Origin of the sequence: Limobrevibacterium gyesilva (assembly GCF_025989185.1) — a bacterium.
GTDB classification, from domain to species: domain Bacteria; phylum Pseudomonadota; class Alphaproteobacteria; order Acetobacterales; family Acetobacteraceae; genus Limobrevibacterium; species Limobrevibacterium gyesilva.
Genome location: NZ_JAPDNT010000001.1, coordinates 338,761 through 353,084, shown reverse-complemented (window position 1 = coordinate 353,084; position 14,324 = coordinate 338,761). Strand labels below are relative to the sequence as shown.

At 61.4% G+C, this 14,324-nt stretch carries 12 protein-coding genes and 1 pseudogene; 4 read left to right on the top strand and 9 right to left on the bottom strand.

From position 1 onward, the window contains the following. Positions 1-6: 6 nt before the first annotated feature. The 7 genes from OL599_RS01725 to fliK all read right to left on the bottom strand — a co-directional run bounded on the left by OL599_RS01725 (position 7) and on the right by fliK (position 6,554). Entirely contained in the window at positions 7-1,356 is a 1,350-nt protein-coding gene (locus OL599_RS01725; RefSeq protein ID WP_264711865.1) for a sigma-54 dependent transcriptional regulator, read from the bottom strand. A gap of 10 nt (positions 1,357-1,366) precedes the next feature. Then, positions 1,367-1,681: a flagellar motor switch protein FliN gene (fliN, locus tag OL599_RS01720; RefSeq protein WP_264712316.1), complete on the bottom strand. Its 315-nt coding sequence runs from the start codon at positions 1,679-1,681 to the stop codon at positions 1,367-1,369. Between the two features lie 20 nt (positions 1,682-1,701). Further along, positions 1,702-2,376, bottom strand: coding sequence for a FliH/SctL family protein (locus OL599_RS01715; protein ID WP_264711864.1), 675 nt, complete (start codon positions 2,374-2,376; stop codon positions 1,702-1,704). A gap of 15 nt (positions 2,377-2,391) precedes the next feature. After that, on the bottom strand, positions 2,392-3,405 hold the full coding sequence (fliG, locus tag OL599_RS01710) for a flagellar motor switch protein FliG (RefSeq protein ID WP_264711863.1): 1,014 nt from the start codon (positions 3,403-3,405) through the stop codon (positions 2,392-2,394). Continuing rightward, on the bottom strand, positions 3,405-5,135 hold the full coding sequence (gene fliF / locus OL599_RS01705; protein ID WP_264711862.1) for a flagellar basal-body MS-ring/collar protein FliF: 1,731 nt from the start codon (positions 5,133-5,135) through the stop codon (positions 3,405-3,407). Before fliF ends, fliG begins: the two co-directional genes overlap by 1 nt. A 232-nt stretch (positions 5,136-5,367) precedes the next feature. Further along, positions 5,368-6,063 (bottom strand): flagellar hook assembly protein FlgD, encoded by a 696-nt coding sequence (locus tag OL599_RS01700; protein WP_264711861.1) that lies wholly within the window; start codon positions 6,061-6,063, stop codon positions 5,368-5,370. 17 nt (positions 6,064-6,080) lie between these two features. Continuing rightward, on the bottom strand, positions 6,081-6,554 hold the full coding sequence (fliK, locus tag OL599_RS01695) for a flagellar hook-length control protein FliK (protein ID WP_264711860.1): 474 nt from the start codon (positions 6,552-6,554) through the stop codon (positions 6,081-6,083). Positions 6,555-7,500: 946 nt separating this feature from the next. On the opposite strand from fliK, the gene OL599_RS01690 reads away from it, so the two are divergent. Continuing rightward, the gene (locus OL599_RS01690; RefSeq protein WP_264711859.1) at positions 7,501-8,466 is read left to right on the top strand and encodes an IS630 family transposase; all 966 of its coding nucleotides are present in this window, start codon (positions 7,501-7,503) and stop codon (positions 8,464-8,466) included. 202 nt (positions 8,467-8,668) lie between these two features. Here OL599_RS01690 and OL599_RS01685 read toward each other — a convergent pair whose 3' ends face one another. Next, positions 8,669-8,800, bottom strand: coding sequence for a hypothetical protein (locus OL599_RS01685; protein ID WP_264711858.1), 132 nt, complete (start codon positions 8,798-8,800; stop codon positions 8,669-8,671). Positions 8,801-8,844: 44 nt separating this feature from the next. On the opposite strand from OL599_RS01685, the gene flgE reads away from it, so the two are divergent. The 3 genes from flgE to OL599_RS01670 are packed head-to-tail and all read left to right on the top strand — an operon-like array spanning position 8,845 to position 12,828. After that, the gene (gene flgE / locus OL599_RS01680) at positions 8,845-10,155 is read left to right on the top strand and encodes a flagellar hook protein FlgE (RefSeq protein ID WP_264711857.1); all 1,311 of its coding nucleotides are present in this window, start codon (positions 8,845-8,847) and stop codon (positions 10,153-10,155) included. Positions 10,156-10,177: 22 nt separating this feature from the next. Continuing rightward, positions 10,178-11,707: a flagellar hook-associated protein FlgK gene (gene flgK, locus OL599_RS01675; protein ID WP_264711856.1), complete on the top strand. Its 1,530-nt coding sequence runs from the start codon at positions 10,178-10,180 to the stop codon at positions 11,705-11,707. Continuing rightward, complete coding sequence (locus OL599_RS01670; protein WP_264711855.1) at positions 11,677-12,828, top strand: flagellin N-terminal helical domain-containing protein; 1,152 nt, start codon at positions 11,677-11,679, stop codon at positions 12,826-12,828. The genes flgK and OL599_RS01670 overlap by 31 nt, the downstream gene beginning before the upstream one ends. A gap of 319 nt (positions 12,829-13,147) precedes the next feature. Here OL599_RS01670 and OL599_RS01665 read toward each other — a convergent pair. Next, a pseudogene (locus OL599_RS01665) lies at positions 13,148-14,215 on the bottom strand (IS3 family transposase); the annotation flags it as partial. Positions 14,216-14,324 lie beyond the last annotated feature (109 nt).

The window sequence follows — 14,324 nt, the reverse complement described above, 5'->3', positions numbered from 1 at the left end:
AGCCGGTTATGCCATCACGCCGAGAGCAGGAGGAGGAACAGAGGCGCCGCCGGCGGCATAGTCTTTGAGCTTATTGCGTAGGGCGCGGATCGAGATTCCCAGAAGCATCGCCGCATGTGTTCGATTTCCAGATGTGCTGAGCAGCGTGCTTAGAATCAGCTCTCTTTCAACATCATTGATTGTCCGACCGACCAGGCCGTCAATAGCGCCCGAGGCACCCGTCCTCGCCGGTTGGTTGTGTCCGCAGACAGGAGTCGTACCAGTGCGCAGCTCAAGTGAATCAATATCGATCTCGTCGCCAGTGGCGAGAAGCACAGCTCGATGAATTATGTTTTCGAGTTCTCTGACGTTTCCGGGCCATGCGTAATCGAGTAGCCGGCGGTGAAATGCGTCCGTCAGGGGACGCTTGGGCAGACCATTCAGATTCGCATAATGTTCGGCGAAGTGGTTCGCGAGAGGCGATATGTCGTCGATACGCTCTGCGAGGGCGGGTACCCTGAGGTTTACGACGTTAAGGCGAAAGTACAGATCTTCGCGAAATGTTCCTTGCCTGATTTCCGAGAGGAGATCGCGGTTGCTGGTCGCGAGTATCCGGACATTGATTGGTATGGGCCTTAAGCCGCCGAGACGATCAATTTCGCGCTCCTGTAGAACTCTCAGCAGCTTGGCCTGGAGTTGGATGTCCATTTCGGTCACCTCGTCCAGGAGCAACGTGCCACCGTCCGCGGATTCAAATTTCCCGACCCGTTTGGCGACGGCGCCACTGAATGCCCCTTTCTCGTAGCCGAATAGCTCACTTTCGAGCAGTGTGTGTGGGATCGCCGCGCAGTTGATGGCCACGAAGGAGTGGCCGGCGCGCCGGGACTTCTGATGTATGTGTCGCGCAAGCATCTCCTTGCCGGTTCCACTCGCACCAGTGAGGAGGACGGAGGCCTCGGCGCCAGCGACCAGATCGGCGCGTCGGATCAACTCCAGCATCAATGGGTCTCGCGCGATGATCGAGGGGCGACTGGAGGTTAGCGATTCAAGGATCGCGGCGACAAGTACTGGATCTGGGGGCAGCGGCAAAAATTCCTTCGCCCCGGACCTTATGGCCAAAGCGGCGTCGTCGCCGGAGGTGTCTATGCCGCAAGCGACGACTGGAATGCATATCCGTTGATCCGCGAGAGTCCGTACGAGCGCGGCGACCGGTTGCCTAATGTCACAGAAGACAAGGTCGACACTGACTCCTCTACGAAGCGAAACGAGACCGGCAGCCACGCTGTGAGCATGTTCGAGTTGCACGCCCTTCGCGAGCACGAGTCGGGCGGCCTGTCCTATTGCGCCGTCCATTGTGCCAATGACCAAAATGCGCACGAAAAGCCTCCTACAGAGACCGGTCTGCCTTCACGATTTCGGTCATCGTGACCCCGAGCCTGTTATCATCCACCATCACGACCTCACCACGGGCGACGAGCCGGTTGTTGACGTAGATGTCAATCGCCTCACCGAGCTTCCGGTCAAGTTCCACGACGGCACCGCGTCCAAGCTTCAGAAGTTGATTGACTTGCATTGTGGCTTTCCCAAGCACTGCGCTCACGGTCACCGGAATGTCGTAGACCGCTTCGAGATCACGAGCTGACTTGGTGATGCTGGTGTCAGACGCCGTCGTCGAGAGTTCCGTCAACTCCGAAAGATCCATATTTTCTGTCACGGTGTTACTCACATTACATCTGAGTTGCTGACGGCGGCGATGGACACCGGTGCTTCCGACGTTAAGCCCAGTTCGCGAAGCAGGTCGATGACGTGTGCCTGCAGGGAAGCGCCAGTTCGCCTTGTCTGGCCATCTTGCCAGGAAATCCGAACGTCGCCTGGCTGCAGATCGTCACCCACCTCAACCCGAACGCGGCGACGTAGATCCGTCGGAACATCGGCACGGATTTGTTCCGCTGCGGGCAACTCGCCGCAAGCAACCTGCACGAGGATATCCGGTTCAAATCTCAGGAGAGGGAGAATCCGCTTTGAGAAGTGGGCAACTTCCGCCGAGCCGCTCCTGGCGTATGTTGCGGGAAAGGCTTGGAGGAGTACTGCGAACACTACGCTCGCGATCGACTCGGCGGTGGCAGAAGCCGCGTCATCGATGTCACGACGGACCGCGGTGAGCCGCTCCATAACGAGTCCTACCGTACGGGCGGAGGCTGCCAATCGCTCTTGGCTCCGCTCTACGGCGCCGTCCCGTAAACCCGCCGCATAGGCCTCTTGTCGAAGGGCGTCGAGGTCGAATGCCAGGTCGGACGCCGGATCCGCATCGCGTTGACTTTCCGGCGTGTCGTCCGCGGGTACCTCAGGTGGGTTGTCAAAGTCGTCATATATGAGGTCCTCAACAGTCTCAATCATGGGAAGTAGGAAACATCAGTATATTAGCTCCTCGTCCTTGCTCTCACTGATCTCGATCTGTCCTTGCGCGGCCATGTCCTTGGCCAGTGCGACAATACCGGCCTGTGCCTCGTCAACATCACGCAGCTTGACTGCTCCGAGGGCATTGATGTCCTCCTTGAGCATCTTGCCCGCGCGTTCCGAGAGATTCGCAAAGAACAGCTCGCGGAGCTTTTCGGACGCGCCCTTGAGAGCCAGGGGGAGCTTGTCCTTCTCCACGACGCGCAACAGGGCCTGAACAGCCATCGGCGTCAGTCTCTGGAGATCGTCGAAGGTGAACATCAGAGACTTAATCCGCTCGGCGGCCTCCCGGTTGCGCTCCTCAAGTGCGGTGATAAACCGCGTCTCGGCGTGCCGGTCGAGGTTGTTAAAGATTTCTGCCATCATCTCGTGCGCATCACGCCGGATGCTGCGGGAGAGGTTCGACATGAACTCGGCACGAAGCGTCTTCTCAACGCCGTCGAGGACATCCTTTTGCACGCTTTCCATCCGGAGCATGCGCATGACGACCTCCATTCCGAAGCCATCCGGGAGAAGGGTCAGGACACGGGCCGCGTGGTCGGGCCGGACCTTCGAGAGCACTACCGCCACGGTTTGTGGATATTCGTTCTTCAGGTAGTTCGCCAGAACGACCTCGTTCACATTTCCTAACTTGTCCCACATGGTCCGTCCGGCAGGCCCGCGAATTTCCTCCATGATCTGCATGGCGCGGTCACGCGGCAGCGACTTCATAAGAAGGCGTTCCGTATTCTCGAAACTGCCCACGAGGCTGCCGGCACCACCGAGGCTCTCCACAAAGTCCGTACACAGACGCTCGACAGTATCTGATGGAACAGCCCCAAGCTGCGCCATGGCTGCGGAGAGCTCCTTGATTTCATCCTCATGCATCATGCTGAACAGCCGGGCGCACTGTTCCTCCCCGAGAGTCAACATGAGGATCGCCGCTTTCTGGGGGCCGTTCAGAGCACGATATTCATCAGGGCGGGCCATCAGCCAGGGTCCTGCTGCAACCAGGCGCGTATGATCGACAGAGATTCATCAGGGTGGCGCTCTACCAGGGCGCTCAACTTACGGATCGAGGAGGCCCGGAGTTGCCCCTCTATGTTTGCGATCTGAATCATGCTCTCGTCACTGTCGCCTCTTGATGTCAGGGGATCGGTTACGCCGGACCGGCCGGCCTGTTGCGCAAGATCGGCCGACGCGATCGAGGACAAGGAAGGACCTTGCAGTAGCCGATGGCGGCCGCCAACAGCTTCGGTATCGGCGCTTTCCAAGGAACCGTAAGGGACAGCCGATGAGTTCGCGAATGAAGGGGCGAGCGACGGGTAGTTCTGACCGGTAGCTGTCGAGAGCCGGAGTACCAGGGGGCGAAGAACGGTAAGTAATACGGCGACGGCGATCAGACCCATGATCAGTATCCGAGCGAGGCCCTGGAGATCCGGCTTGTCGATTGGCAACCCGAGGAACAGAGCAGGATGAGGCGGAGGGACCGGATCTCCAAAGGCGAAGCGCAGATTTATCACGTCCAGCTGGTCGCCACGCCGTTGGTCGAAGCCAACTGCCGACCGGACAAGGCGGCCAATTCTTTCGAGTTCGTCGGCCGTCCGAGGTCTCCATGTAACGGTTCCGTCCGGCGACCGCTCATCGGCACCGTCCACCATTACGGCGATACTCAGCCGGCGAACGAGTGCCTGTTCACGTACGATGGTGCGCATTGTCTTGCCGATCTCGTAGTTGGTGGTCTCCTCCTGACGATTCTCCTGGCTGCCGGACGGTGTGCTCCCGGCGTCAGCGTTTGGCAGATTGTTCTGCACCGATACATTCTGCGACGATTCAGTCGTCTTGATGCCAGCCGTGACCGCTTGCATGCTGCGTGCAACCTGGTTTTCGGGGTCGAATCGCTCCTGTGATTCATTTACGCGTTCGAAGTCGACGTCGGCGGTTACCTCGGCACGAACGTGGCCCGGTCCTAGACTGCGTTCCAGCATCTGCTCGACGGCCCGGGCGAGCCGAACCTCAAGATTGCGGCGCATCGTTTCCGTGGACTGCAACTGCGAGTTCTGGTCCTGATCGCGGGCACTGGCGAGCAGCGTTCCATGATTATCGGTGATCGCGACGTTCTGCCGACGCAGGCCAGGCACGGCGGCGGTCAGGAGATTGATGATCGCCTGGACGCTCTCTTGATCGAGCGGCGCGGCCGCGCCCGTGGTCAGCATGACGGACGCCTGGGCCTCCTGCTTCTCGCGCGTGAACGGTTCTCGCACCGGCAGGACAAGGTGAACGCGGGCTCCCCGAATGCCACTGATCGTGCGGATCGTGCGACCCAGTTCGCCCTCGAGCGCCCGCAACTGGCTCATTCGTTGCTGAAATTGATTCGACGCGAAGCCATCCCCACGATCGAATATCTCATACCCGACGGAACCACCCACGGGGAGCGAGTCCTTGGCCAGCAGAACGCGGCTGCGAGTGACCTGGTCGGCCGGGACCAGGATCTGTGAACCGCCATCTCGGAGCTGATAGGAGATGTGGAGCCGGTCAAGACGCTCGACGATCTGCGACGAGTCCCGCAGGTCGAGATCGGCGTAGAGTAGTGCCATCCTTTCCTCGGGGGAGCGGAAGGCGAGGAGAGCAATCAGCATGAATGTGATGACGGTCGCAACCCCCAAGGCAATCAACCGGGCGGGTCCGAGGGCCATCAGACTCTGAATGAGTGGGGTCATGAGGCCGGCTGGGCCAAGGCGTGTACCCGCAAACGAGTCGTGCTTGTGGCGTGTGGCGAAGGCCCGGCGGAGTACCAGAGAGCGCGCGTGGTCACGCCGTCATATCCTCCTCTTCGGGGTGTAATGTGGTGCCGAAGACGAAGGATGGCGGAAAGAGGCTAACGATCGGTAACCGACCGGGCAATTTTTGCCCGGCGCCCGGCGCCGGATCGTCAGGCCGCCGCCGGCCTTTCTAGCTGTGGACTGATTGCAATGCGCTAAGCGGGACGGAAATTGAGCCGAGCTGCAACTGAGGTGCGGCAGGATCTGCCGTGACGCCGGTTACGACTCCAGTAATCACGATGGGGATGGCATTCTGGCCGCCCGCCGCCGGCGCAACGGAAACCTTATATATGCCGTCGGGGACGGTACGACCGGATTGATCAAGGCCGTTCCATGTCCATACATTCGTCCCGCCCTGGGCCGAGAGGACCGAATCGACGACGGCCGTGCCTACGGTATTGGTCACGAGAACCCGGACATCCTCGGGGAAGCCGACATTGAATGCCAATTGTGCGGAACCGTTCAGGAGTTCGATCTGATCTGAAGTGACAGAAGCCTGCTTACCAACAATGGCTGCGGATTGCAGCGTGGAATTGGCCTGGGTGATCTCAATCAAATGCGTAAGGCTCGAATTCATGTTGATTTGCTGTTCAACGCCAGCAAATTGCACGAGTTGCGACGTGAACTGGTTGGCGTCCAATGGGCTTGTGGGATCTTGATTCTGGAGCTGAGTCATCAGCAGCTTCAGGAAACTGTTGAAGTTACCGGACAGCGAACCCAATGCGGAGTCCGTGGTCGTCGGCGGGGATTGTCCATTTGTGACGGCCATAGCCGCTTGCGCGGCAGCAGACTGTGTGTTCGCGTTGGCGGTGGATACAATGGTCATGGGACCTCCAATCTGTGTCAGGCGACGATATTGAGTGTCCGCCAGGGCGTGGTGGTCGTGCTCTGTGGTGCCGTCGCGTCGTCGATCGAGAGTGGCTCGGTAGCGGGCGGGCCGTGATTCCATGGCACGTCGTCTTCGCGGCGACGCGGATTCGGATCTCCTGAATGGGCCGCGTCCTGGGGCGCGGGCGGTGCGAGTGCGGGCCCGGGGTCTGGAGTGGCCACCAGATCGGCGCGAGAGGCATCTTGAGGCGCCACCAGGCGGATGGACCGGCTCTCGGGCGGCACGCCGGCGTTGTCCAGGGCCTGATGTAGTGCCGCGCTGTCAGCGAGTAGGAGCCTCAGGGTTTCCGGGCGTTGGACGGAGATCTCCAGCTTCTGATGACCGCCAGGTTTGCTTGATAGCCGGAAAGTGACCTCACCGAGCTCCACCGGGTGCAGCTTTACGGTGAGCCTTTGCTGACCAGCGCTGCTATTGGCGATGAGGTGCACGCAGTGGGCCGCTTGTTCGGCAGGTGACGGAAAGCGCACCATAGTACCAACGTCGAGACCAGACCTGTTTTTGCTGCGGGATGCGTCGGAGACTTCGTGGGTTTCGGGGCTGGCAAGAGGCGCAGCGTCCCCTGTGTTGGCAGCAGGCGGCGGGGACAGGTGCCGGAGACCAGGGGGCTGACGGAGCTGCGTTGTGTCCGGGGCGGCCGCAGGAAGGTCGTCGAAGAGCGAGCTCGAGGAGGCTTCTGATCGGTCGCCACCTGGAGCTTGAGAGTGGATTGTCAGCGGTTCCATGTAGGTATCGTCCGGTCCCGCGGTCCTTCCGCACGGTGTGGGAGTCGTCCCGGGTTCGGAGTCGTCGGACGGGCGCGCATGACAGGGCAATGAGGGGCTTGGCGCCGGCGCGGGATTGGGTGGGCAGGCGCGGGGCATCTCGCAGGAGGTCGGCGCCACCGCTGCCAGATCTGGCGACTGTTGGTCCTTGTCGGAGCCTCCGACGAGCGGCGGTCCCTTGGGGCGGTCGCGGAGAGTCTGACGGGACGACGAAAGAGTGGGGACGGGGCGATCCGGGATTCCGACATTCGCTGGTGGCAATCCGCCTTGCGCGGCGACGTCCGGTGTAGAGGCGCGTTCAGCGGTCGAGCGCATCCCAGGCGCCATGATAGTGCGGAAGCTGACGTCCTGGGACGATGCCACCGCAGATAAGTCCGGGTGCATCGTGCACGCGGAGTCGGAGCATACCTTCGCCAATGCCTGCACGAAGAGGTTCGCATCTGACCGCTGGCGTGCAGGCGCAGCGGCAATGCCGGCCAAATGTGATATGCCATCAAGCGGCGGGCCGCTTGATGGATGAGGGGGAAAGGGGGTCATGGTCCTGTGCTATCTGCGATCACGTCATGCCTGAAAGCAATTCCTGCGCCACTGCTCCACCCACCTTGGCCAGTCGTTGGTAAACCCCGACTCCGCGGGTTTCCGTTTGATTGCGGTTGCCTCGACGCGGCGCGGTGGGATTCGCTGCGGCGATGGCTGGATTGGTGTTGAGCGCCCCGGATCGCGCATATTTTCTGACGATGATGCGTCGGCAGCTGAACAGCGCGGTGCATCGCCGGATGAACGTGCTGTTCTGCTCGATGACGGCTGGCCTGCTGAGTGCATTGCCGAGGCGCTGTTCATCGAGGCCGAGACGGTGCGAGAGCACCGGCGGCTGTATGCGACCCAAGGGCGGGCCGGGATCGAACATCTGGCCTGCACCGGCAGCGTGCCAGCGTTGACCGCAGAACAATGCGGCAGAGTTGAAGCCGAGCTTTGCGCCAGGCTCTACATGAGCGCCAAGGAAGTCTGCGACTTCGTGGCACAACGGTTCGGCGTGGACTACACGCCGCACGCGATGGCCAAGCTGCTGGGACGGCTCGGTTTTATCTGGAAGCGGCCCAAGCGAGTTCCGGCCAAGGCGGACGCCGCCGCACAGCAGGCCTTTCTGGAACAGACGCTGGCGCCGCTGATGGCGCAGGCGGCGGCGAACCCGGACCAGCCGCTCTACTTCGTGGATGCCACCCATCCGGCCTATGACGCACATCCCGCCTGCGGTTGGATCCGCAAGGGCGAGACGCGGGTGCTGAAAAGCAATCACGGCCGGGCCAACGTGACACTCAATGGAGCGCTGAGTTGGCCAGCGCGCGAGGTCGTGCACCGCGCGGCCAGCAAGATCACCGCCGCCGAGATGATCGCCCTGTTCCAGGACCTGCAGGCGCGGCATCCGACCGCCATCGCAGTGAACGTCATCGTGGACAACGCCACCTACAACCGAGCCGCAGCCGTGCGTGAGTGGCTGGCCGGCGCGGACTGTCGGGTCCGGCTGGTCTACCTGCAACCCTACGCGCCGAACCTGAACCTGATCGAGCGGCTGTGGTGATTCTTCAAGAAGAAGACCCTCAGCAATACCCATTATCCGACCTTCGCCGCCTTCCGCGCCGCGATCGCCAGCTTCTTCGACACCATCGAACAGCGGAAGGCCGAACTCGCCTCCCTTATCACCGACAAGTTCCACCTCATCGGCGCCAAACCTACACAGATTCCCGCTGCGTAAAGGTTTATCAGGGAAACAGGAGGGCGTTTCACGCCGGCCGGCTGATATTGCCGGGCAGCAATTGCCGGGGGATGCCGTTCAGCCTCAGAAATTCACGAGCGTCCAGCAGGTTCGCTCCGACCACCATCTGGCACGAATAATGCCAGATGGTGGCAGACACCCACATGCCGCATTCGGCAAAGCTGAGACACGGAGTAGATCTCGATGTCCCTCTTCGGAGCGATGAATACCGCCATTAGTGGACTGAGCGCGCAGTCGTCCGCGTTCGGCAACATCAGTGACAACATCGCGAACAGTCAAACGATCGGATACAAGGGCGTCGATACGGCCTTTGTCGACTATCTCACCACAAGTACGGCGACGGCGAACAACCCAGGCGCCGTTGTCGCGCGGCCGGACTACACCAATACTGTCCAAGGGACGGTCGCCCAAACCAATAACCCCCTCGGGCTCGCAATCGCAGGGCAAGGGTTCTTTCCCGTAAGCCACCCGGTCAGCACGCGCGGGAGCCAGGTGGCATTCTCGCCCACGCCCTATTTCACGCGCGCGGGCGACTTCCAGATGGATCAGAATGGTTACCTGGTGAACAGCGCGGGTGAGTACCTTAATGGATGGTCGGTGAATGCGGCGACTGGGGTGGTCAATCGCAACGCCGTAGCCCCGATCCAGGTGAGCCAGTCCGTCTATAACCCGGTCGCTACGACGCAGGTTGACCTTTCCGCAAACCTTCCGGCCACACCAGCTGCAGGCGCCTTGGTGTCATCGCAGGTTAGCATATACGACAGCCTTGGAACCCCTCACGTCGTGACACTGAACTGGTCCCAGAACGCTCAGAACGACTGGAATGTTGCTGTCAACGTCCCCGACGACATCGTTGCACCCGCCGTTGGATCCGCCAATGTGAAGTTTGGGGCAGTCACCAGCGGCAACCCGGTCACGGACGGAACGGTCGGGAGCGTGAGTGGTGGAACCGGGACCGTGACCACGTCGGCATTTGCCGCCGGAAAGCCGGCAACTCTCATGTTCACCGTGGACTTCGGTAATGGTGCGCAAAACGTCGTCCTCAACCTCGGCGACTACGGCCAAACGAATGGCGTGACACAATATGCGGGTTCCTCCTATGCTCTGAGAGGTATCTCGCAGAATGGGGTGCCACCCGGAAGCTTCAGCAGTGTTTCCACAACGTCGGCCGGCAGCGTGGTCGTGAATTACGACAATGGGCAATCCCGCACGATCGCTCAGGTTCCGATTGTTACGTTCAACAACCCGGACGCGCTGCAACGCCAGGATGGGCAATCTTTCACAGCCACGACGACCTCGGGCGTTCCGCTGACGAATGACGCCGGCACGAACGGGGCGGGGGGCATTGTGACGGGGTCGGTCGAGCAATCGAACGTCGATATCGCGACTCAGTTCACCCGGTTGATAGTGGCGCAGCGCGCCTACTCGGCAAACGCGAAGATGATAACAACAGCAGACGAGCTCCTGCAGCAGACCGTCGACATGAAGCGATAGACCGCGTTAGAGAGCCGATACCATGAGCCTTGAGAGCGTTCTTGCGATTTCGTCCAGTGGTCTGCGGAACGTTAATAATGGACTATCCATTGCCTCGCAGAATATCGCGAATGCGAATTCACCAGGCTATGCCCGTGAAGTCGCGACTCAGACAAATACTGCGACCGCCGGAAGTGGCGGGGGCGTTAAGATCGGGCCGACGGCGCGTGACGTCGATGTTGCATTGCAGGCGCGGTTCTTCACCCAGGCAGGTATAGTGGCAGAGGCCACCACAAAGCAGGCAGCCCTACAGAAGCTCGATGCGCTCCAGGGGTCAACGGGCCAGGGGACAGACCTTGCTAGCCTGGTTTCCGATGTTCAGGATTCCTTTTCGACCCTGTCCAGCAGCCCCGATAACGTGGTCCAGCAGCGCGCAGTGCTTAGTTCAGCACAGTCCCTGGCAACCAAATTGAACACGCTCTCGGCGTCTTACACGGCAACACGCCAGGATGCGCAGGACGCTGTCGTGGCGGGGGTTGCAGCGCTCAATTCCGGGTTATCGAGCATCGCAAAGCTCAGTGCACAAATCATGCAGGCCAAGGCGACCGGCCAGGACACCGCTGATTATGAGAACCAGCGCGACGCGGCAATGAACACCGTCGCAGGTCTCATCGGGGCAAAATTCCTCGAGCGGCCAAATGGTGAGATGCTCGTCATGACAACGAATGGCCTGAGCCTCCCCGTTTCCGTCAATGGCGCGCCATTCGGCGTACAGAACGCAGCGTTGGGATCGGGCTCTTTCTATCCTGGGGGAGGGACGCCAGCCGTGACATTGAACGGTGTCGACGTGACCCAGCAGTTGTCAGGCGGCTCACTGGGGGCGAACCTGACGCTCCGCGATACGACAATACCATTATACCAAGCACAGCTGGACGAGTTCTCCTATACGCTGTCGACCCGATTCGATGCACAAGGCTTGGCACTGTTCACGGATGGCAGCAGCAACGTTCCGGTTGCCGGGGGGGGAGGGCCGGTCCAGTCTGGGTATATCGGCTACAGCGCGTCAATCAAGGTGAATCCGGCTGTTGCGGCACAACCCGGCTTGGTACGGGATGGGACACACGCGGTTGTGGCGGGCGCGGGCGGCGCCAGCGCGTTTACGCCGAATCCCCCCGGCGGTCCGGCGGGATTCGGCGATCTTATTGCGCGGGTGCTGACGTATGCTCTCGGCAGCGAGTCGCAACTCGGGACTCCACAGCGGGCGCCAGCAATGGTCGGGCTCGGGCCCTCTGGAGCCCTGAACGGGCCCACGGCTCCTGTGACGGACATTTCCAATTTCGCGGTCGCCCTGGTCTCAGGGCAGGCGCAGGACACCGCAGATGCCACGAGCAAGGCGACCGCGGAGACGGATCTTCAGAACGTCTTGGCGAGTAGCCTGTCGAAGGCGTCAGCGGTCAGTATTGACACGGAGATGGCAGCGCTCGTGCGTCTGCAGAATTCCTATGCGGCCAATGCGAAAGTGGTTGCGACACTTCAGGCGCTATGGGCACAACTGCTTCAGATGGTGAATTGAAAATGACGGTGAGCGCAGGCATTGATGGGGTTGGTGGCAGCTACGATAGCGCGACGGCCGGGACCGTCGGGCTGCTTATCGCGAATGCCGCGTCTGTACGCAGTCAGCTCGACGCGCTTACGCGGAAGGTCAGCAGCGGAAAGAACGCCGCCACATACGGGGGTTTGGGGTCGTCCACCGGCATGGCACTTCAGATGCGCACGGAGATTGCGCATAACGACGTGTGGGTACGCAACATAGACTCCGCCACCGGTCGGATGAACGTAGCGCAGAGCGCACTCTCGCAGATTAGTGCGATCGCGTCGAGCTTCTACGCCCAGACGAACAACTTGAACGGGTTGAATGCGTCGGAGATCGACAGTATCGCCGCGTCAGCGCGGTCCGCATTGCGCGATGTGACTGCGTTTCTCGACAGCAAATTCGGCGACGTTTACGTTTTCGCTGGACAGGATAGCAGCCAGGCACCCCTACCAAACCCAGATGCGATCTGGCAATCGGGGTTCACGACCGCAATATCGGCCGCAGTTTCGGCATTGGGTGCAAACGGCGCAGCAGCGACGGTCGCAAACACACTTTCGATCGCGTCCTCGAATGCGGCACCACTATCACCATTCTCGGCATCACTATCACAACCGGCCGCTACATTGACTGCATCCCGGCCGTCTATCCAGGTGGGGCAGGGGCAATTCGTGCCTGTAGGGATCGTAGCGAGCGCAAATGGCGATGCCCCATCGGCTGGGACTTCGACAACAGGGTCATATATTCGCGATATCATGCGAGGACTGGCGACTTTGGGCTCACTCAGCAGTGGGCAGGCTTCGGTGCCAGGTTTTTCGCAGCTGGTTTTGGATACACGAACCAGCCTAGGTGATGCAATCAGCGCATTGAACGTGGATGCAGGGGCACTCGGAGACCGCCAGACGCAGCTGAGCGATTCGAAGGCCACTCTTGGCACGGTGTCCACGACGCTGCAGGCACAGTTGAGCAGTATTGAAGACACGGATATGGCTACAAGTCTATCAGAATTGTCGTCAGTCCAGAATCGGCTTCAAGCGTCCTACCAGTTGATCGCATCAATACAGAGCCTTTCACTGACCCGTTTCCTATCGACCGGTGGATAGTAGAGCGGTCCAGCTCGCCCGTGTGCCGAACCTGACCTGCGGTGCGATCCCACGCAAAATGTAGCGACGACCGCGGAATGTGATGTGACAGGAGTGGTGGCGCCGCACACGGTCTCGACAAGACCAGCCGGATCGGGCGGGGGCGCGTTGCCGCGCCGTGCCACATGCCCGTCTGGTCGTGATCTGCCCCCGTTTCTCATCCAGTCGTATTGAGAGTCCGGGGTTGACCTGATCCTTCGTCGTCGCGGCTGGCAAGAGGCCGGCGCGCGAAGTGGTCGGGGTTCGCGGCGCGCCGGCCGACCTCTTCGCCGGGGGGCGTAGGCGCAGGCTGCGGGCGTGAGGTATCCGAGGCTCGAGTGGGGCCGCACCTCGTTGTAGTCCCGTCGCCACGCTTCCAGCTTGGCCCTGGCGTCCGGCAGGGACCGGAACAGGGTCTCGTTCAAGAACTCGTCGCGCAGGCGGCCATTGAAGCTCTCGCTGAAGCCGTTCTGCTGGGGCTCGCCGGGCGCGATGTAATGCCAGCCGACCTTGCGCTCGTCCGCCCACGCCAGGATGGCGTTGGAGGTCGGCTCCGTGCCGTTGTCGCTGACGATGCTCACCGGCTTGCCGCGCCAGGCGATGACGGCGTCCAGCGTCACGCGCGACGCACCGCCCGCCGATCGAGGTGTCGGCCACCAGCGCCAGGCACCCGCGGGTGCAGCCGTCATACACCTCCAGGATCCTGAACCGTCGGCCGTCGGTCATCTGGTCGGCGACGAAGCCCAGGCTCCAGCACTGGTTGGCTGCCTGGGGCGTCTGCATCGGCCGCCGCTCGCCCAAGGTCCGCTGGCGCCCGCCGCGCCGGCGCACGGTCAGCTTCTCCTCGCGATAAAGCCGCTGGACGCGCTTCCTGTTGACCGCATGGCCTTCGCGCCGAAGCAGCACGTACAGACGCCGATAGCCGAAGCGCCGCCGTTCCTGGGCCAGGGCCTTCAGCCACTCCCGCAGCCGAGCGTCGTCCGGTCCGCTCGACCGGTAGCGGACGCTGGACCGGTCGGCCCCGATCACCCGGACCGCCCGCCGCTCGCTCATCTCGTAGGCTTGGCGCAGATGCGCCACCGCCTCCCGACGCGCAGCGGGCGGCACCACTTTTTCCCAGAAGGTCCTTCAGCGCCACGTTGTCCAACATGGCGTCCGCCAGCACCCGCTTCAGCTTGGCGTTCTCGTCCTCCAGCGCCTTCAGCCTCCGAGCCTCGGAGACTTCCAGGCGGCCGTACTTGGCCTTCCACTTGTAAAACGTCGGCGAACTCACCGCGTGCTTGCGGCACAGCTCCGCCACCGGCACGCCCGCCTCCTGCTCCCGCAAGATCGCGATGATCTGCTCTGCTGTGAACCTCGATCGCTTCATCCGTCCGTCCCTTCCAATGGGCCGGACTCTACATCCCGATGGAGGAGTTTCAGGGGGGCAGGTCAATCTCGGATTACTTCGATGCGGCGTCCGCTGGGCGTACTAAGTC

Coding starts and splice junctions, on each gene's coding strand:
- fliN (WP_264712316.1), bottom strand. CDS start 1,681: ATGGATCTTTCGGAGTTGACGGAACTCTCGACGACGGCGTCTGACACC.
- OL599_RS01715 (WP_264711864.1), bottom strand. CDS start 2,376: ATGATTGAGACTGTTGAGGACCTCATATATGACGACTTTGACAACCCA.
- fliG (WP_264711863.1), bottom strand. CDS start 3,405: ATGGCCCGCCCTGATGAATATCGTGCTCTGAACGGCCCCCAGAAAGCG.
- fliF (WP_264711862.1), bottom strand. CDS start 5,135: ATGACCCCACTCATTCAGAGTCTGATGGCCCTCGGACCCGCCCGGTTG.
- OL599_RS01700 (WP_264711861.1), bottom strand. CDS start 6,063: ATGACCATTGTATCCACCGCCAACGCGAACACACAGTCTGCTGCCGCG.
- flgE (WP_264711857.1), top strand. CDS start 8,845: ATGTCCCTCTTCGGAGCGATGAATACCGCCATTAGTGGACTGAGCGCG.
- flgK (WP_264711856.1), top strand. CDS start 10,178: ATGAGCCTTGAGAGCGTTCTTGCGATTTCGTCCAGTGGTCTGCGGAAC.
- OL599_RS01670 (WP_264711855.1), top strand. CDS start 11,677: ATGGGCACAACTGCTTCAGATGGTGAATTGAAAATGACGGTGAGCGCA.